Annotated in this window: 15 protein-coding genes; 5 read left to right on the forward strand and 10 right to left on the reverse strand. The window is 49.8% G+C overall.

Annotated features, from left to right (window positions below; genetic code table 11):
* The first annotated feature begins 7 nt into the window (after positions 1 to 7).
* A complete protein-coding gene (gene tyrP / locus BZG77_RS11980; RefSeq protein WP_021022402.1) occupies positions 8 to 1,180 on the forward strand; it encodes a tyrosine transporter TyrP in 1,173 nt (390 codons plus the stop codon).
* 62 nt (positions 1,181 to 1,242) lie between these two features.
* On the opposite strand, the gene BZG77_RS11985 is transcribed toward tyrP, so the two are convergent.
* The 3 genes from BZG77_RS11985 to cysB all read right to left on the reverse strand — a co-directional run bounded on the left by BZG77_RS11985 (position 1,243) and on the right by cysB (position 4,474).
* A complete protein-coding gene (locus BZG77_RS11985; RefSeq protein ID WP_077460202.1) occupies positions 1,243 to 1,968 on the reverse strand; it encodes a sulfite exporter TauE/SafE family protein in 726 nt (241 codons plus the stop codon).
* 124 nt (positions 1,969 to 2,092) lie between these two features.
* Positions 2,093 to 3,427 (reverse strand): methyltransferase, encoded by a 1,335-nt coding sequence (locus BZG77_RS11990; RefSeq protein WP_158011446.1) that lies wholly within the window; start codon positions 3,425 to 3,427, stop codon positions 2,093 to 2,095.
* 72 nt (positions 3,428 to 3,499) lie between these two features.
* A complete protein-coding gene (cysB, locus tag BZG77_RS11995; protein ID WP_021022404.1) occupies positions 3,500 to 4,474 on the reverse strand; it encodes an HTH-type transcriptional regulator CysB in 975 nt (324 codons plus the stop codon).
* Between the two features lie 366 nt (positions 4,475 to 4,840).
* On the opposite strand from cysB, the gene BZG77_RS12000 reads away from it, so the two are divergent.
* Positions 4,841 to 5,599: a hypothetical protein gene (locus BZG77_RS12000; RefSeq protein ID WP_021022405.1), complete on the forward strand. Its 759-nt coding sequence runs from the start codon at positions 4,841 to 4,843 to the stop codon at positions 5,597 to 5,599.
* An 89-nt stretch (positions 5,600 to 5,688) separates the two neighbouring features.
* Here the strand turns inward: BZG77_RS12000 and BZG77_RS12005 are convergent, their stop codons facing one another.
* Positions 5,689 to 6,177 carry a low molecular weight protein-tyrosine-phosphatase gene (locus BZG77_RS12005; RefSeq protein ID WP_077647408.1) on the reverse strand — a complete coding sequence of 163 codons (489 nt, stop codon included), beginning with the start codon at positions 6,175 to 6,177 and terminating at the stop codon, positions 5,689 to 5,691.
* 154 nt (positions 6,178 to 6,331) lie between these two features.
* On the opposite strand from BZG77_RS12005, the gene cobO reads away from it, so the two are divergent.
* Positions 6,332 to 6,922: a cob(I)yrinic acid a,c-diamide adenosyltransferase gene (gene cobO, locus BZG77_RS12010; protein WP_077460199.1), complete on the forward strand. Its 591-nt coding sequence runs from the start codon at positions 6,332 to 6,334 to the stop codon at positions 6,920 to 6,922.
* Between the two features lie 55 nt (positions 6,923 to 6,977).
* Here cobO and BZG77_RS12015 read toward each other — a convergent pair whose 3' ends face one another.
* The 5 genes from BZG77_RS12015 to apbC form a co-directional block, all read right to left on the reverse strand.
* Entirely contained in the window at positions 6,978 to 8,039 is a 1,062-nt protein-coding gene (locus BZG77_RS12015; protein ID WP_077647409.1) for a metal-dependent hydrolase, read from the reverse strand.
* Positions 8,040 to 8,092: 53 nt separating this feature from the next.
* Positions 8,093 to 10,261, reverse strand: coding sequence for an AsmA family protein (locus tag BZG77_RS12020; protein WP_077647410.1), 2,169 nt, complete (start codon positions 10,259 to 10,261; stop codon positions 8,093 to 8,095).
* Positions 10,262 to 10,360: 99 nt separating this feature from the next.
* The gene (dcd, locus tag BZG77_RS12025) at positions 10,361 to 10,948 is read right to left on the reverse strand and encodes a dCTP deaminase (protein ID WP_021022410.1); all 588 of its coding nucleotides are present in this window, start codon (positions 10,946 to 10,948) and stop codon (positions 10,361 to 10,363) included.
* A 149-nt stretch (positions 10,949 to 11,097) separates the two neighbouring features.
* The gene (gene udk / locus BZG77_RS12030; protein ID WP_077460248.1) at positions 11,098 to 11,742 is read right to left on the reverse strand and encodes a uridine kinase; all 645 of its coding nucleotides are present in this window, start codon (positions 11,740 to 11,742) and stop codon (positions 11,098 to 11,100) included.
* 141 nt (positions 11,743 to 11,883) lie between these two features.
* Entirely contained in the window at positions 11,884 to 12,996 is a 1,113-nt protein-coding gene (gene apbC / locus BZG77_RS12035) for an iron-sulfur cluster carrier protein ApbC (RefSeq protein WP_077647411.1), read from the reverse strand.
* A gap of 158 nt (positions 12,997 to 13,154) precedes the next feature.
* Between apbC and metG the strand changes: the two genes are divergently transcribed.
* Together metG and BZG77_RS12045 are read left to right on the forward strand one after the other, a co-directional pair.
* Positions 13,155 to 15,191 carry a methionine--tRNA ligase gene (metG, locus tag BZG77_RS12040; protein ID WP_077647412.1) on the forward strand — a complete coding sequence of 679 codons (2,037 nt, stop codon included), beginning with the start codon at positions 13,155 to 13,157 and terminating at the stop codon, positions 15,189 to 15,191.
* Between the two features lie 242 nt (positions 15,192 to 15,433).
* A complete protein-coding gene (locus tag BZG77_RS12045) occupies positions 15,434 to 16,309 on the forward strand; it encodes a hypothetical protein (protein ID WP_077647413.1) in 876 nt (291 codons plus the stop codon).
* A gap of 118 nt (positions 16,310 to 16,427) precedes the next feature.
* Here the strand turns inward: BZG77_RS12045 and serS are convergent, their stop codons facing one another.
* Positions 16,428 to 17,714, reverse strand: coding sequence for a serine--tRNA ligase (gene serS, locus BZG77_RS12050; RefSeq protein WP_077460193.1), 1,287 nt, complete (start codon positions 17,712 to 17,714; stop codon positions 16,428 to 16,430).
* Positions 17,715 to 17,766: the final 52 nt, after the last annotated feature.

Here is a 17,766-nt window from a genome sequence, read left to right on the forward strand (position 1 = left end):
ACATAATATGAATAAAGTACTCGGAAGTTCGCTCATTATTGCGGGCACAACCATTGGCGCCGGTATGCTGGCGTTGCCTCTTGCCTCTGCCGGCATCGGGTTTGGCGCATCGATGGCACTCATGGGTGCGATGTGGGCCTTAATGACCTACACCGCCTTACTGATGTTAGAAGTGCATCAGTTCGCAGAGGCCGACGCGACATTGCACAGTTTAGCGAAACAGTTTTTGGGGAATAAAGGAAAATGGCTGGCGTCGTTTGCGATGCTCTTTTTATTCTACTCACTTTGTGCCGCATATATTGCAGGTGGGGGCAGCCAATTAAATGAAAAGCTGGCGCAATGGTCGGCCATTGAGCTACCACCTGCGGCAGGCGCCGTTTTATTTACGCTGGTTTTCGGTCTTGTGGTGACATTGGGCACCAGTAAAGTGGATTTAATTAACCGCGGGTTATTCACCATTAAGTTATTATTCTTAATCTTGGCCTTAACCCTACTGACGCCTCATGTCTCTAGCATCAACTTAGTCGAAATGCCCGTTGAACGAGGTTTGCTGGTTGCCGCGTTACCGGTCATTTTCACGTCTTTTGGCTTCCACGGCAGTATTCCTTCTATTGTGCGATACGTCGGGATCGACTTACCTTCGCTAAGAAAGGTCATGATTGTTGGCTCAACCCTTCCGTTGGCCTTGTATATCTTTTGGCAAGTAGCCAGCCTCGGTACGGTGGCACAGTCTACCTTGGTACAAAACGGTGAACTGTCCCAGTTTGTGGCAATTATCCAATCAGTGGTTCAACAAGACTATATCGCTTCAAGCATCTCACTGTTCGCCGATTTAGCACTAGCTACGTCTTTTCTCGGCGTCAGTTTAGGCTTGTTTGACTTTATCTCCGACAGCTTTAACCGCCAAGATAGCGTGCGTGGGCGCTTACAAACAGCGGCTATTACCTACCTCCCACCGTTGGTCTTTGCGCTGTATTATCCACAGGGTTTTATCACAGCGTTAGGATACGCCGCGATCGCACTCGTCATTCTTGCCGTGGTACTCCCGGTTTTGATGGTGCGTAAGGCACGCCAGACGGTCTCAACTGACGAGCACTATCAAGTCATTGGCGGTAATCTTGGATTGAGCCTGGCAATGGTCGGCGGTATCACGGTTGTCGCGGCGCAATTTATCGGATAACACACCGAGGGCCGACCTTGATTCACACCATCGGTCGCCCCCACGCTAATGGGGTGCGACCTTTAAGCACCGATAAGTCCGCGCGCCAATGTACTTATCCCCGCCAATGTACAGAGTATTAGCATCGCTCGGCGAACAAATTGCGGTTTAACACGTGGCGCAATACGGTAAGCCAACCAGGTCGCCAGCAATACGGCAGGAACGGCAAATGCCGCTTGTTTGACATGCCACCAGGTTAGATAATCGGTCGCGCTCAAGGCGATTAAAGACAAAATGCAGCTCACAACAAAGTAGCCTGCCAAACAGGCGCGCATTTTATTCACCTCTGCATGCTGTAACACAAGCGCCATCGGTGGACCACCGATACTGGTCGTTGTTCCCATGACTCCCGACGTAAACCCAGCGATAAAAAAGTTACGCCGGTTGGGGGCAATATTAAAGCGCATCACACTGGCAAACACAGCGAGCAAGACGGCAGCACCTATAATAATTTCAAGCATTTGTGTTGTGACTACCAACATGATCCCGCCCGCAACCGCGGTGCCTGGCACTCGGCCGAAGTACGCCCAACTCAAATCACGAAAAGACAACTGATGACGATATTGCCAAGCGTTAATACTGGCTAATGTCAGCCCCACCATCGAAATTGTCGTTGGTACCAATTTCGGATCAATCATCAATAAAAGCGGCGCCGCTACGATCGCCATTCCAAAGCCAATCAAACTCTGCACAAAGCACCCTAACCCTAAGATCAGAGCCACCGCAATCGACACACCAATATCTGGCATAATAAAGTTTCTTCACATTAAACTATTTACCGCCAGTGTACCCATTTTCAGTCGCGGCAGCGAGTACCATCCGGCTTTGGCGCGCTAGATATTGTCAACTAGGCGTAACACGTTATGCACGTGCTTAATTGTTATTACGTCGTTTCTTTTTTATGTGAATATGGTCGCCATGAATATGGTCGCCATGAATATGGTCGCCATGAATATGGTCGCCATGCATATAGTCGCCATGCATATAGTCGCCATGAACATGGTCGCCATGAGTACGCTCTGCATGAATAAGGAGGTTTCTTGGCGTGAGTTCGCGTTCACAAAACTGGGTTAGCGTGACACGGTATCCATGTTGTTGAAGATATAAAACACGATCAAGCACTAGCCACAGCTCCATGGCGCGCCGAAATGCACTTTTAATTAGATTGATTTTCTCCAGCACGAGAAACCTTGCTTCGCCTCGAGCCAAGTAGTGAGTCTGATCAAAGTCGCCGGGGAATGTGAGCCCTTTTTGCGCGGCCCCCCAGCGGCAAAAGGCAGCGAACCCTTGGGTAAGCTGTGACTTTTTGAGTGCGGGTAGCGGTAAATAGTGCTCAGATTGTTGATAGTCACGTTGCCATTCATCAAAGCCCAACCGATAAGTGACCTCCTGCTCGCGTTGACGGCGCACCCGCTGCCCGCCAGTGACGGACTCTTGAACCGCGAGCTTTAAATCTGCTTTTGAAAGCGTCAGGGCGGCTTCCTGCGCCTGTGCGGATAAAGGTTGATACCTATCTCCGCGAATTAAATGATAACAACAAGGTGAAACCGTTAGTGCACGCATACCCGTTGCGACCGCCTTTTGAAGAAGCTTTACGTGTAAGTCGCCACACGCGTGCAACGCCAGCCCGTGCTCACAACCGGCAATGACGACTGTTGCCGCCTCACTCATTGCATCTAACGAGTAAAACTGCATCGGGAGCGCCTTTTGATCCGCGAAAGTTTGTCCCTGTTCGCACAGTTCCGATTGCCATTCTACGCTTTCTACTGGTTTACCTGTGATCGCCGCGACACCGCGTCCTAAGTATCCTTTTCCAGCGCACCACTCTAAATAACACGCCGTCTTATCTGTTTGCGGCATCGCGCCTAAATACGCCTGTATTTGCGCCCATTTGCGTCCCGGCACACCAACATTCAAGCGCGAATCAATTTCAATATCAGTATGTTGCGCCATCGGTACTGAGACTAACGCAGGTAACTGGTTTAACGCTGGCCACCAGGTCGCGAGTTTTTTTATCACAGCGTCTGGATCCGCGTTTAACGCCGCGAGTTGCGTATTATCCAACGTGGCGAGCCATTGGCAAAGCGGCCCGCCGTCTTGCCAAGGAAGCTGAGTATGCGCCATCGGCATCGGTCGCCACAGATTTTGGTGCTGTATCAACAGATTGGTTAACTGATTAAATTGGTCGCTGAACGATAAAGATGACATGATTAGCATGAAGGTATTGATGAGTGCGTGATCAAAAAAGGCTGCCTCAGCAGCCTCGTCGTTTTAAACAGTTTATCGAACCGGAAGCGGAATGTCCTTGAACATAGCATCAATTTCTTCATTGGTACGCAGTGCAACCGCTTGGTCAATCACATTTCGGGTCAAATGCGGCGCAAAACGCTCAATAAAGTCATACATATAACTACGAAGAAAGGTTCCTTTACGGAAGCCTATCTTGGTGGTGCTCGCACCGAAAATATGACTCGCATCGATGGCAACCAAATCTGCATCAGCATGACTATCCATGGCCATGCTCGCGATCACGCCCACACCTAGGCCTAACTTCACATAGGTTTTAATCACATCCGCATCCGTTGCTGTGAATACAATTTTCGGTGTGCGGTTAGCGCGATGGAAGGCTTCATCCAGCTCAGATCGCCCTGTAAACCCAAACACATACGTTACGAGCGGATAGGCCGCGAGATCCTCAATACTGAGATCCGTTTTTTGTGCTAAAGGATGATCGGGCGTGACAATGATCGAGCGGTTCCAGTGATAACAAGGCAGCATCACCAAATCTTCGTAGAGATGAAATGCTTCGGTTGCAATGGCAAAGTCAGACGTCCCCTTTGCCACTGAACTGGATATTTGCGTCGGTGTCCCCTGGTGCATATGCAAGGAAACTTTCGGGTACCGCTTGGTAAAGGCTTTGATCACGTCGGGTAATGCATAACGCGCTTGCGTATGGGTGGTCGATATATTGAGGTTCCCCATTTCAGGATGAGTATGCTCACTAGCGACCGCTTTGATGCTTTCTACTCGTGATAAAATGCTTTGTGAGATCTCGACAATCGCCTCACCGGCTGGTGTTACTTGCGTTAAATGCTTACCACTTCGTTCGAATATTTGTACGCCTAGCTCATCTTCCAACAGCCTGACTTGTTTGCTAATCCCAGGTTGAGAGGTATACAAACTTTCCGCCGTCGCAGATACGTTAAGGTTGTGGTTAACGACTTCAACGATATATCTAAGCTGTTGTAATTTCATAGTGCAGACGCGTCAGCCTCGTGGGTTAAGTGGCAGCATGGTTTTATATCACTCATTTATATACCCAAATTCGACTATTTAATAGGCTTTGGTTATATAAACGTTAGCGATTGCACATTCACTAAGCAATTTACCCTGTCATTCTAACCGACTCGATCGCAAATAGTATTTTATTGCAACAACTTTATCGCAGATCGCGAGATCATGGGCCACACTCATAAAGGCGCATTCGACGAGGCCGCAACGCTCAGAGTTAGAGGCGGATCACTCATGCAGCTTTCACCTCTCGATTGATGCTATCTCTGTCAGTCGAGATGGTGTATCTTAACCAGTTGAGTTTATTGCAAGGAACATCGACGCTAAATTATGAATATTGCCTTGATAGCTGGCCTTTGTGTCATATTGCTCGGCCTGATTGTCGGCTACAACATATTGGCTCAACAACGAAAGCAAATCGAGTCTCACAAGCGCCAAGAAATGGCGAAGCACATTGCCGTCATCGATGCGACAGAAGAGCTGATTGGCAATGCGCATAACCTACCCTATAGCGGGACGTTACTGGCGTGCTTGAACAAAAAGATCTTGGATTCCTTGAAAGCCATGTACGAGGTCGATCCATCGGATAAGTCAATTAAGCAACGAATTAGTGCGACCCAGGCTCAAATCGATCAGGTCAAACAAAGCTACTCCAACCGGGACTCGACATCGTTTAAAGTGCCTAATAACGACCGAGAGGCAATATCGATGCTCAAACTCGTCAAGCGCTTGCGCTCAGTGGTTAAAGCCGAGCATTCGAAAGGCCGCTTGGCAACGCAAGCTTTTGTGTCGGAAAACGCGCGACTAGAGCAAATGCAGCTCAAGATAAATATTGAGAACGTGATTAAACGTGCCAACGATGCGAAAAATAAAGGTCAAATGGGCACGGCGCAGCAATTACTGAAAAAAGCGATCGATGTCGTCAGTCCAAAGACCGATGAATACTCGTCAGAGATGAAACAGCATCTTGAAAAAATGCACAGCGACATCACTCATACGCTAAACAGTGGTCATGAGAAATTGCAGTCCGAGCAAGAAGAAGAAAAAAGCGAATTGGACGAGCTGTTTGCCCCCAAGAAAAAATGGTAGCGTCTCTCATCACAAACCCAAAAGGCGCTTGATGACAGCGCCTTTTTTCATGCCCTGCGTGTCTTAACTGGCTGTGGTCTTAACTGCTTCTATTGCGCGTTGGTCTTTGCAACAATATGGTCTAGCACACCGTCTGCTGCTTGCTCCAATAAGTCCAGTACGTGCTCAAATCCATCGTCGCCGCCGTAATAAGGATCTGGGATCGCACCCTCCGTCTGCTCTCCCCAACTGAGAAACAGAGACAGTTTGTTTTGGTAATCAGCCGGACATTGTGCATGCAGGTCGGCCAAGTTATTTTCATCGGCCGCTAAGATCATATCGAAATCCGCAAAATCTTCCTGCCGTACTTGACGGGCTCGAATACCGGCAAACGAGTACCCTCTCGCTTGACCTGCCTGTTGACTCCGCTTATCTGGCGGATTACCTTGGTGATAACCTGCTGTCCCCGCAGAATCAATATTCACCATGATCCCTCTCGTCTGGGCACGGGCGCGTAATACCGCTTCTGCCGTCGGTGAACGACAAATATTGCCTAAGCAAACCACCAATAGACTCGGCACATTTTTTGGGGGTGTCATCGATAGAGTCTCCTTACTGGTAAAGTTTTACTCTATCAAGTCGACACTCGTATGCCTAGTCGCTTCAATCTGCTTGCCTTTGCGTTGTTATGGGTAGCATGAAGCATGACGTCGCTTTACTATGGTGTAACGTTTATTTGGGGTTAGAAATCGTATGTCAGAACAAGGACACAAACAGCGTCAGCAAAAGTTAAAAGAAAAAGTTGATGCTCGAATTGAAGCCGCTCAACAAGAAAAAGGGCTCCTCCTGATCATAACGGGCAATGGTAAAGGTAAATCGACGTCCGCGTTTGGCACAGTGGCGCGGGCCGCCGGCCATGGACTAAAGTGTGGCGTAGCTCAGTACATCAAGGGCACGTGGGCTTGTGGAGAGCGAGATTTACTGAGCCAACATGGTGTCGACTTTCACGTGATGAGTACCGGTTTTACCTGGGATACGCAGGACAAAACCGCAGACACCCAAGCCGCTCAGCAAATATGGGCAGCGTGTCAGGCGATGCTTGCGGATGACCGCTACGATTTAGTGGTACTGGATGAGATCACCTACATGATCACGTACGACTATATCAGCCTCGATGAAGTCATTGATGCGCTGCAACAACGCCCTAGCGAACAATCCGTTATCATCACTGGGCGTGGCGCACACCGCCGCTTAGTTGAGATAGCAGATACCGTCTCGGAAGTCAGAAACGTTAAGCATGCCTTCGACGCCGGCGTGAAAGCGCGCCAAGGCATTGACTGGTAAGCCACTGAGTAAAAAAAGAAAGCCGTGGCTGACGTTAACCTGAGCGCCGCTTTTCTCAGGGCTTCGCGTTTAACGATATCGACTGCGTCTTGTCCACGGCATCCTCTTGGCAAGACTGGCGACACAAACGCGCATCAATCGATTGATCACCCAGCAATCGCTGCCAGAGGGTTGGCAAGGCGCTGTCTCGTAGCGGCCCTGGCTCAAGCTGCTTAGGCATAACTGACTGCCACTGCCCTTCGGCGTCTTGCTCGGCAAGCAAAAACTGAAAGGGTTGATAGTTTGCTACGCCAAAACGCAAGTCGGTCACCACCTGCTGCCCATTCCGATTTTCAAAGCGAATAAAATCACGCGAAAACGTGCGAAGTGCCATTAATGTTTCCGAGCCCGCTAGTGGCCATTGTCCGCGAGGACGCGTGATCCATTGAATATGCTTATCTTTGTCTAAGCGTGACGCGAGTCCTTCCCAGTAGTGGTCGTCGCCGATAATCACCACTCGCCACAGCAGCGTGTTAAACGGGGTGGGCATAATAATATGCGGCCGCCCTGCCAAGTCGGTTCCTTGGGTTTGGGTTGCAACACGTACTTCAATCGTTTCAAGCTGATAGACCGAACTGGCCAGGTAGAGCGTAGAGACTGCCAACCCGATACCACATGCTTTGGCGCCCCGATGTCGCCAAATACACGCGGCGATAACACTGACCAATAAGGGCACCGTATAAAGTGGGTCAATAATAAACAGGCTGGCGACTGCTACCGAAGGCACGTCTAACGGCCAAAAAAGCTTGGTACCATAAACCGTCATCGCATCCAACAACGGGTGTGTCACGAGCACCGCGATCACCAGCGTCATGACTTGCCACAGCGGCCATTGACGACGCCATCGCCACCCGCACCATCCTATGATTGCACCAACCCAAGGCAGCACAAATAATGAGTGACTGAATCCACGGTGGTTGACCGTATTCGCCACCGGATCGCCATAATCAATCAGCACATCTAAGTCAGGTAAGGTGCCCAATGCAGCACCGGCCAAAAGCACTTTTGGAGAACAGCGCTTGCCCGAGACTAATCCAGCAACCGCCGCGCCCAGTGCCGCCTGGGTAATAGAATCCATCGCTTATCCTTTAACAAGGTTTTGATTTATTAGCGTAAAAAGTTGTAAACCGATCACTGGAATAAATTAAGCAGTTTATCGGTTGCCTCTTTGACCTTGTCATCATCCGCTTTATCACCCAGTAACTTTTTAATCCCACGCTGTGCTTCTTTGCGTGCCTTTTCTTCCAAGACTTTGTTGCTGCTGAGTAGCTGCTTGATATCTAATTGATAACTCGGCGATTGCCAGGTACCGGCCACCGTCACTGGGATGGTCACATCACGAAGTTCATCAATATCTTTGCCGCCTTGACCCTTGCTGGTTTCAACCACAGACGTGAACACATCAAAATCTAACGTTTCTTTCAGCAAATCAGTTTGCCCCTCACTTCTGACTCGCAGCGCTGGGGCTTCTAGTAGCAGATCGTTGGTGCGTGCCATGCCATTTCCGATGGTAAAACTGGCGGTGAGCGCACTAAAGTCGGTTTTGCGCACATCGTTGGCAGCGTTGCTGGTCGCTTCTCCTTTCAACGTCGCTTTTGCTTCTCTCAGCATTTGTGCCAAGTTAATGCCGTTGATCGCGCCATCCTCAAAGAAAATCGCGGCACTGCCCTGAATCGCCTGACGGAGAGCATAAGGCGATAAACCTTGACCTTGGAGGTTAATATCCACATTGCCTTTGCCTTCAAGCAGATCAACCTGTGCGACATCCTCCAATAACGGCAAGATGGCAATGTTGCGTGCTTTTTTACTCACTTGATAGCGCGCGGGAGTTTGAGTGGCATCTAACATCCCTTGCACAACTACCCTGCCTTCATAGGCTTGCGTGATCAGCTCAGATACGTCGACTTTGCCACGGTTGATAGCAACCGTAGCGCGTGTTTGTCCTAAGGTAACGTTACTCACGGTAAGCCCTTTCATCGCCAATGAGCCGGCAATATCCAGCGTCTTCAACACACTAAGATCAGGCTCTTCTTGGCTAAGTGACCCAGTTTGCGTACTGGGGCTGGATTCATCATTGGACCCAGACTGACTTTCGTTTGCAGATTGACGAGGCGCTGCATTGTCTGTCGGTAACAAGGTATCGAGATCGATGTGATTGGTATTGAGTGCAAAACGAATTTGCGGGATATCTGCCAGCTTGATGGCCACTTTACCGTCTATGACCACCTCGTCAGTATTAAGACGGCTGGTCATCTCAGTGATATCTAACGTTTGCTGCTTGGCATCGAAGACGATATCTGCCGCCAGCTCTTGAGTCAGCGACTCGCCGGGTAATGCGTCACCCGAGAGCTGAGTGAGCATGTCCAACCCCTGCACTGTGACCTTGTCTTGACTTTCTGCCACAGTAACTTGCGCGTTTCCAGAGGTTTCAACCTTTAGCTCTGACGTCTGCGCATTGATATTAAAGCCGAGCTGAGCCGCTTGACCCAAGGCGACACGATCGAGGGTAATATTGGCTTCATTGATGGTCATCTCGCCTTGTTGTGCCGATACATTTAGCGCAAGCTCTCGTAACTGACTTTGTTGTGGATCCGCGGCAAGCTTCAGTTCACCCTGCCCTTGCGCGCTGAAGGTCGCACCATCCTGTTCGCCACGCAGTGATACGGTCAGTGGCGTCCATATATCGGTTGCTATATTGCCCACTTGGAGATCAACATCTCGTAAGGCCGTTTGCGTACCCGCCTGATCATCTTTAATCACGACGCTAGCATTGGTGACGCGTAGACCTTGTAAAGAAACTTGCCACGTCCCACTCACTGTATCTTGCTGGCTAGCCGGCTCTAACGACGTCGAACTTGTCTGTTGCTCTGCCGACGCGCCAACGTTTTTTGGTTGAGTTGGCGTCACTGTTTGAGCTGGCGTCACATTGCTATCGCCGTTCGCCAACGTTTGGATAAATACATGCGGGTCTTGTAAGACAATTTCACCCACTTGTAATGTCTGAGACATCAATGGCAACACATCAACGGATAATTGCGCGCGCGACAAACGGAGTAAATCAGGCTCATCAAAACCAGGTCGGTTTTTGATCGCCACCTCAGCAATGGAAAAGCCCAAACTCGGCCAGAACTGCCACTCGATGTCGCCACCGATAACGACCTCATAGCCCGTTTGCTCTGCSACTTGTTCCACCAGCAAGGGTTTAAATTGATTGGGGTTTACCGTGGCAATTAAAGTCGCGACGGCGCCAATCAACACCACGACGAATGCTGCGAGAATAAGGACGATTTTTTTTATCATTGCAAGATGCTCCTTGTGTGTCAGACGCGTTATCGACCACGATTTAACCGTCGAGTTCCTGGTGAGAAAAAAAATGCGCCCTCAGGCGCATTTCACTCATTAAGCCTTGTCTTGGCTAATACGAGAGGCGACTGCCCCTTGCTGATTTTTGTACTTGGCATTGTCCCGTTTATTATAAGGCTGGTCCGCTGATCCTGACATGGGCTCAAAGCTTAAGGCACCGATCGGCATGCCGGGACGTAGCGCTAACGGTAGACGCCCATTATTATAAAACTCTAGAACAATTCGCCCTGACCAGCCCGGATCTATTCGGTGTGCCGTGACATGGACCATCAAACCCAACCGCGCCAACGATGAACGGCCATCGAGCCAACCGACAATATTATCGGGTAATGTCACAGCCTCATGCGTGACTGCCAAGGCCAATTGACCCGGATGAAGATAAAAAGGGTCGCCGTCAGCGATTTCTATTTCATCACTCATAACACGCTCAAGCTGGGCATTCACTTCTTGCTTCGGCCCCGATAAATCAATATAAGCGGCCCCATGATCGTTAAACACACGGAACTGGTTACCCAGAGTCACATCCGCAGTCACGCCCGAAATCGCGTCTGCGGCAGGACGGGGATCAATTTTGATGCGGCCATCATCAAGGTGTTCTTTGATATGCCTGTCGCACAGTCGCATCTAACATTCCTCACGGTTATTTACTCACGCGGTGTTTTGCTTTATGCACCGCACTCATTCGATATATTCGCTCACACATTATGGATTAAACCACGACTGATTACCTAGAGACACAGTCATTGCCCCATAATGTGATGGGGTATCATGCCTTACGCTTTAAGTAAACGCGCGATATGCGCTTTTAGTACATCAATCGCAATGCGGTTTTTACCTCCGCGCGGGACAATGATATCGGCATATTGCTTCGACGGCTCAATAAACTGCATAAACATAGGGCGGACCGTCTTTTGATACTGCTCCATCACCGAATCCATGGTACGACCGCGCTCGGCAACGTCACGTTTCATCCGACGCAGTAAACAAATATCAAGTGGCGTGTCCATAAAGACGCTGGCGTGGATCAAATTGCGAAGACGGGGATCGGTGAGAAGCAAAATACCTTCGAGGATGATCACTTTTTTGGGCGTCATCGTCGTGGTTTCTCCCATACGGGTATGCTCGGAGTAACTATAAACCGGCACATCAGCCGGCTGACCGGCGACCAATGCTTCAAGATGTTCACACAAAAGATCGTGATCCAGTGCCTGAGGGTGGTCATAATTGGTTTTTACGCGCTCTTCCATGCTGAGGTGGCTCTGATCACGATAATATCTATCTTCTGTAATCACGCCGATTTGATGATCACCGACTTTTTCCTTTAATTCCTTATAAATGGTGCTGGCGATCAGGCTTTTACCGGAAGCAGAGGCACCTGCAATACCGATAATAACGCAGTGGTGGTTGTTGTCACTCATAATATGAATACCCAGGGGAAGCTTGGCGGAATCAACATAAACCGCCTGATTATAGGGAGTTGAAGCAGCTGGCGCCAGAGAAAATCGCGCTTGTCTGTGCACCCGGCCGCTTTAGCCGATAAATCACGGCCGGTTGCGCAATCAGGGCGACACAGTTTGTACGCTAATCTGTTCAGGACGTGTTTCACCTTGCCAGTAGAGCTGACTGGCGACCGACGCTGCCATCTGTCGATAAACCGCCGCATGCTCACTGTTAGGGCGCGCGACCATGCTTGGCACACCGGCATCAATATCTTCCCGAATCGCGACATGAAGCGGTACCTGTGCAAGCACTGGCGTCCCCTGCTCTTGCGCCATTTTATCGGCACCCCCTGAGCCAAAAATGGCTTCATGATGGCCGCATTGCGAGCAAATGTGATAACTCATGTTTTCTACCACGCCCAACACGGGAACGTGAACTTTTTCAAACATCGCCACCCCTTTCACCGCATCGGCTAATGCCAAATCTTGTGGCGTTGTCACCACAATCGCGCCTGTCACCGGAAACTGTTGCGCCAAACTCAGTTGGATGTCACCGGTACCAGGCGGCATATCGACGACTAAATAGTCCAGCTCGGGCCACCGTGTTTCGTTGATCAGCTGTGCAAACGCTTTTGAGGCCATAGGACCTCGCCAAACAGTCGCGTTATCTGCGGGCACCAGATAACCGATCGAATTTGAGGCGATACCATGGCGCGTCACAGGCTCCATTAACTTGCCATCATGGGTTTGTGGCTCACTATCTTTGGCGCCCAACATGATAGGTAAAGACGGCCCATACACATCCGCATCAACAATGCCGACTGCAGCGCCCTCCGCGTGCAACGCAAGCGCTAGGTTTACAGCGGTGGTCGATTTACCGACGCCACCTTTCGCTGAGCTCACAACAATCAGGTTTTTCACCCCTTTCACCGGCGTTTTTTCGCCCGTTTTTAACGGTGCTACCCGTTGCATCAGTTCAAATTGGTTGGCAAGGGCATCAGACTGCGCACTGAGCCAATCTTTAAGCGCTTCAGCGATAGAGTGCGCCGCAAAGGGGAACGTGACCCTAAAGCCATGATCTGCGGTTCTCACCCACCCCGTTTGGCTTGCCCACTGCTCGACCAACTGCGGGTGTGAGAATTGATTAAGTAACGCGATCGCATCATCAAGGTTTGAGAGCGAAGCAGCTGTGTCTTCTTTTTTTGTTTTTTTCTTTTTGGACCCAAAAAACATCCAGCACCATCCCGTTGATTGAAATATGTTAGCCGCTCGTGTGCGTCTTTAACGGATAAACACGCGAGGACCCGGCCTTACACTAGGCAAGGCATATCGTATCAGGTAAGATTTCCGCAATCATTCCATTCATATCATAAGAGCGAATAAACAAGATTATGGCTGCAAACCCACGGAAAATTCTGGTGACCTGTGCGCTGCCTTATGCGAACGGCTCGATTCATTTGGGCCACATGCTCGAGCATATTCAGGCAGATGTATGGGTTCGCTATCAACGCCTGCGCGGCAACACCACTCACTTTATTTGTGCTGACGATGCTCACGGCACACCTATCATGTTAAAAGCGCAGCAAATGGGTGTCGAGCCAGAAGCCATGATCGCCGGCGTGCAACAAGAGCACCAGGCAGATTTTGATGGCTTTGATATCAGCTTCGATAATTACCACAGCACCCACAGTGATGAAAACCGCGAATTAGCGTCGTTCATTTATACGCAACTTCGTGATAAAGGTTATATCACCAGCCGCACCATCTCTCAGCTGTTTGATCCGGAAAAAGAAATGTTCTTGCCGGATCGCTTTGTCAAAGGCGAATGTCCGAAGTGTCACGCCGACGATCAATACGGCGATAACTGTGATAACTGTGGTGAAACCTATACGCCGGCTGAATTGATCAATCCTCGTTCCGCAGTCAGCGGTGCCACGCCGGTGATGCGTGATTCAGAGCACTTTTTCTTCGATTTACCACAGTTCGAGCAAATGCTTAACGCGTGGATCAAATCTGGCTCGCTGCAAAGCGAAATCGCTAACAAGATGAATGAGTGGTTCGAAACCGGTCTTCAGCAGTGGGATATCTCCCGTGATGCGCCCTACTTTGGTTTTGAAATCCCCGACCAACCCGGCAAGTTTTTCTACGTTTGGCTCGATGCACCGATCGGCTATATGGGGTCGTTTAAAAACTATTGTGACAAACGCGGTGATATCGACTTTGATGAATACTGGAAGGCTAATAGCGACACCGAGCTATACCATTTCATCGGCAAAGATATTGTTTATTTCCATAGTCTGTTCTGGCCTGCCATGCTGGACGGTGCTGGCTTCCGTAAACCTAACAACGTCTTCGTGCACGGCTATGTCACGGTCAATGGCGCGAAAATGTCCAAGTCAAAAGGGACATTTATCAAAGCCAGTACCTATTTGAACCATCTTGATCCAGAATGCCTGCGGTATTATTACGCGGCCAAGCTCAATAGTCGCATTGATGATCTGGATTTAAGCCTGGATGATTTTATCCAGCGTGTGAATACGGATGTTGTCAACAAGGTCGTCAACCTGGCATCACGTAACGCTGGCTTTATCACTAAGCGCTTTGATGGTCAGCTCTCTGATACGTGCGCCGAACCCGAGCTTTATCAATCGTTCATCGACAAAGCTGAATACATTGGTGAGCTTTACGAAGCCCGAGAGTTTAACCGCGCCATCCGCGAAATTATTGGCTTGGCCGACAAAGCCAACCAATACGTGGACGAAAAGGCGCCATGGGTGTTCGCTAAAGAAGAAGGAAAAGACGCCGAACTACAAGCGATTTGCTCTGTGGGGATTAACCTATTCCGTGTGCTGATGACGTACCTCAAACCTGTGATGCCTAAGCTGGCAGAGCGCACGGAAGGCTTTTTGAATGATACCTTGACGTGGGAAAGCATTGCGACGCCACTGACCGGCCATCGCATTAGCAAGTTCAAGGCACTGTTTAACCGTATCGATCCGAAAGCCGTCGACGCCATGATCGCCGCGAGCAAGGAAGATGCAGCCGCTGAACAAGCAGAAAAGGCCAAAGCACAAGGGCCGTTAGCGGACGAGCCGATTGCCGATGAAATCGAATTTGGTGACTTTGCTAAGGTCGATCTGCGTGTCGCTAAAATTGTTGAGTGTGAGGCGGTGCCAAAAGCGGACAAACTGCTGAAGTTTAAGCTCGATATTGGCGGTGAAACGCGTCAGGTGTTCTCTGGGATCAAATCGGCCTACAAGCCGGAAGATCTCGTGGGTAAGCACACCGTCATGGTCGCCAACTTAAAGCCTCGCAAGATGAAATTCGGCATGTCAGAGGGCATGATCCTCGCGGCGGGTCCGGGTGGTAAAGAAATCTGGATTTTAGAGCCGCATGAAGGGGCTCAACCTGGCATGCGCGTTATGTAAAACAGCGCGATAGCTAAAACATCAAAGGGCCCAACAAGGGCTCTTTTTTTTGCCTGCGCCTCTCTTAGTTTGCACCGTTTGATAGTTTGCACCGTTTGAGTGCGCTCAAGCGCCATCATAGTGCGTTTTTATCTGATCTTGATGCCCTTAACGCCGCTTTCATAGGATGTGACCCGCTTCTCATCTTTGGCACAGTTCATGCTAAGCTTGATGACGGAGAGTCGCGATCGCAAGGAGAGCATATGGGATGGTTAGTCATGGTAGGCGCACTGGCGCTCGGAATAGCGGTCGTCGTCGCCGTCGTACTTTACCGTCAACGCCCAGATTGGCCGTTACATCAGCTACATGAATTACGTGCGCTGCTGCAGCACGCACGTGAGCTGGCCGCTCAAACACATATTGCTTCCAGTGACTACCAACATTTACTCAGTCAAATTCGTCAATTGCACCACTTAGCGTCTCAGGCACAAAAACCGATGTATCGGCTTTTATTTCATCATTTACATGCGCTACCGCAATACGATGAAGTCACACAAGCACGGATGAAAAACCGCGCGTTACAACATATTATTTATCTTGTTGACGAGGCAGTGCCGCCCTTCCTGATAGCCCACAATGACGAAGCGGGCTTGTCGCATTATCAACATGTGTGGTATGCCGTTTTAGAATTATTACAAGCACGTCAGCGATATTCTTACGCCAGTATTCAGTTACACAAAATGACGCCAAACGCGAGCCAGTCATTAAATCTGCAACAGCAAATTTTAGTGAAACGCTTATGCCAGCTCCAGCCCCTCAATCTTGAAGATTCGCTAAGCACAGAGATTGATCGCCTTACTTCCCAGCTCAGCACCGACGCTGAGCGGGCCTTAGCGACTGAGGCACCGTTAGCAACTGAAAAATCGTTGGCAACTGAGAAACCGTTAGCTGATAAGACACCACTGGCCAGTCGCCTCGCGCTGTCTCAGCGCGTCAATGCAGTGATACTCACCGTGCTCGATAATTGTCTTGCCGACCTATTAGCAGGCTTTCCTGCACCACAGGACGATATTTTTAATACCTTATCGCCCTTGCATGAGCCGCGAGATAGCGCTAAACAAACAGCGCTTAACCGATAGCGCCAAACAAACAGCGCGTAACAGACAGTGCTTAACCGATAATCCCCGCGTTTATGCAAGCATAAAAAAAGCCGACAATCGTGCCGGCTTCATGGTTATTAAGCACACGGTGAGCCCATTAGCCAATATGCGTTTGTCCACCCATATACGGACGTAATACCTCAGGGATTTCGATCCGACCATCCGCTTGCTGATAGTTTTCCAAAATGGCCACCAAGGTACGACCCACAGCTAGGCCAGACCCATTGAGCGTGTGCAACAGCTCAGGCTTCTTCTCACCTTTACGGCGGAAACGCGCCTGCATACGACGCGCTTGGAAGTCCAAAGTATTTGAGCATGATGAAATTTCACGATAGGTATCTTGCGCAGGCAACCAAACTTCTAGGTCATAGGTTTTGGCCGCGCCAAAGCCCATGTCACCAGTGCATAACAGTACTTTTCGGTAAGGCAGGTTCAGCAACTGCAATACTTTTTCGGCATCGGCGGTGAGTGATTCGAGTGCTGCCATAGAATCTTCAGGCTTCACCACTTTCACCAGCTCGACTTTATCAAACTGATGCATACGAATCAGCCCACGCGTATCACGTCCGTAGGAGCCGGCTTCTGAACGGAAACACGGTGTGTGTGCGGTCATGCACAGCGGCAGATCCGCTTCATCGATGATCTCATCGCGCACCATGTTAGTCAGAGGTACTTCCGCGGTTGGGATTAACGACATGCCGATCCCTTCTTCGGTGGCCGGCTTGGTGTTAAACAAATCGTCACCAAACTTAGGCAATTGGCCGGTGCCATAGAGGCTGTCGGCATTGACTAAGTACGGCACATACATTTCGGTATAGCCGTGTTCGTTGGTATGTAAATCGAGCATAAACTGGGTTAAAGCACGATGCATGCGCGCCATCTGCCCTTTCATCACGATAAAGCGAGAGCCAGATAGTTTTACCGCACTGGCAAAGTCGAGACCACCAGACAGTTCACCTAAATCAACATGATCTTTGACCTCAAAATCAAACTGACGCGGTTCACCCCAGCGCATGATCTCCTGGTTCTCAGACTCATCTTTACCACTTGGGACGTCTTCCGCCGGTAAGTTAGGCACGCTCATCACCACGTCGTTGACTTTTTGCTGCAGCGCCGCGAGCTCTGTTTTCGCTGCGTCCAACTCATCACCAAGGTTTGACACTTCTTCTAGCAATGGCGCAATGTCTTCACCCTTTGCTTTAGCCTGGCCAATGGACTTCGATCGGGAATTACGCTCTGCTTGCAGTTGTTCGGTGCGAATTTGCAGCGCCTTACGTTGTTCCTCGAGTTCACGCATAGCGTCAACGTCAAGCGTAAAGCCACGACGAGCGAGTTGTTGAGCGGTTTCTTCCAGCTCAGTTCGAAGTAATTTGGAATCCAGCATGCTAATCCTGTGCTTTTCGGGTTGATTAGTTGGTTATCACTTGTCATCACGT

Source organism: Salinivibrio sp. IB643 (assembly GCF_001996105.1).
GTDB lineage: Bacteria > Pseudomonadota > Gammaproteobacteria > Enterobacterales > Vibrionaceae > Salinivibrio > Salinivibrio costicola.

Coding starts and splice junctions, on each gene's coding strand:
- BZG77_RS12045 (WP_077647413.1), top strand. CDS start 15,434: ATGGGATGGTTAGTCATGGTAGGCGCACTGGCGCTCGGAATAGCGGTC.
- BZG77_RS11990 (WP_158011446.1), bottom strand. CDS start 3,427: ATGTCATCTTTATCGTTCAGCGACCAATTTAATCAGTTAACCAATCTG.
- apbC (WP_077647411.1), bottom strand. CDS start 12,996: ATGTTTTTTGGGTCCAAAAAGAAAAAAACAAAAAAAGAAGACACAGCT.
- cysB (WP_021022404.1), bottom strand. CDS start 4,474: ATGAAATTACAACAGCTTAGATATATCGTTGAAGTCGTTAACCACAAC.
- tyrP (WP_021022402.1), top strand. CDS start 8: ATGAATAAAGTACTCGGAAGTTCGCTCATTATTGCGGGCACAACCATT.
- udk (WP_077460248.1), bottom strand. CDS start 11,742: ATGAGTGACAACAACCACCACTGCGTTATTATCGGTATTGCAGGTGCC.
- BZG77_RS12005 (WP_077647408.1), bottom strand. CDS start 6,177: ATGACACCCCCAAAAAATGTGCCGAGTCTATTGGTGGTTTGCTTAGGC.
- BZG77_RS12000 (WP_021022405.1), top strand. CDS start 4,841: ATGAATATTGCCTTGATAGCTGGCCTTTGTGTCATATTGCTCGGCCTG.
- dcd (WP_021022410.1), bottom strand. CDS start 10,948: ATGCGACTGTGCGACAGGCATATCAAAGAACACCTTGATGATGGCCGC.
- BZG77_RS12015 (WP_077647409.1), bottom strand. CDS start 8,039: ATGGATTCTATTACCCAGGCGGCACTGGGCGCGGCGGTTGCTGGATTA.
- metG (WP_077647412.1), top strand. CDS start 13,155: ATGGCTGCAAACCCACGGAAAATTCTGGTGACCTGTGCGCTGCCTTAT.
- serS (WP_077460193.1), bottom strand. CDS start 17,714: ATGCTGGATTCCAAATTACTTCGAACTGAGCTGGAAGAAACCGCTCAA.
- BZG77_RS11985 (WP_077460202.1), bottom strand. CDS start 1,968: ATGCCAGATATTGGTGTGTCGATTGCGGTGGCTCTGATCTTAGGGTTA.
- cobO (WP_077460199.1), top strand. CDS start 6,332: ATGTCAGAACAAGGACACAAACAGCGTCAGCAAAAGTTAAAAGAAAAA.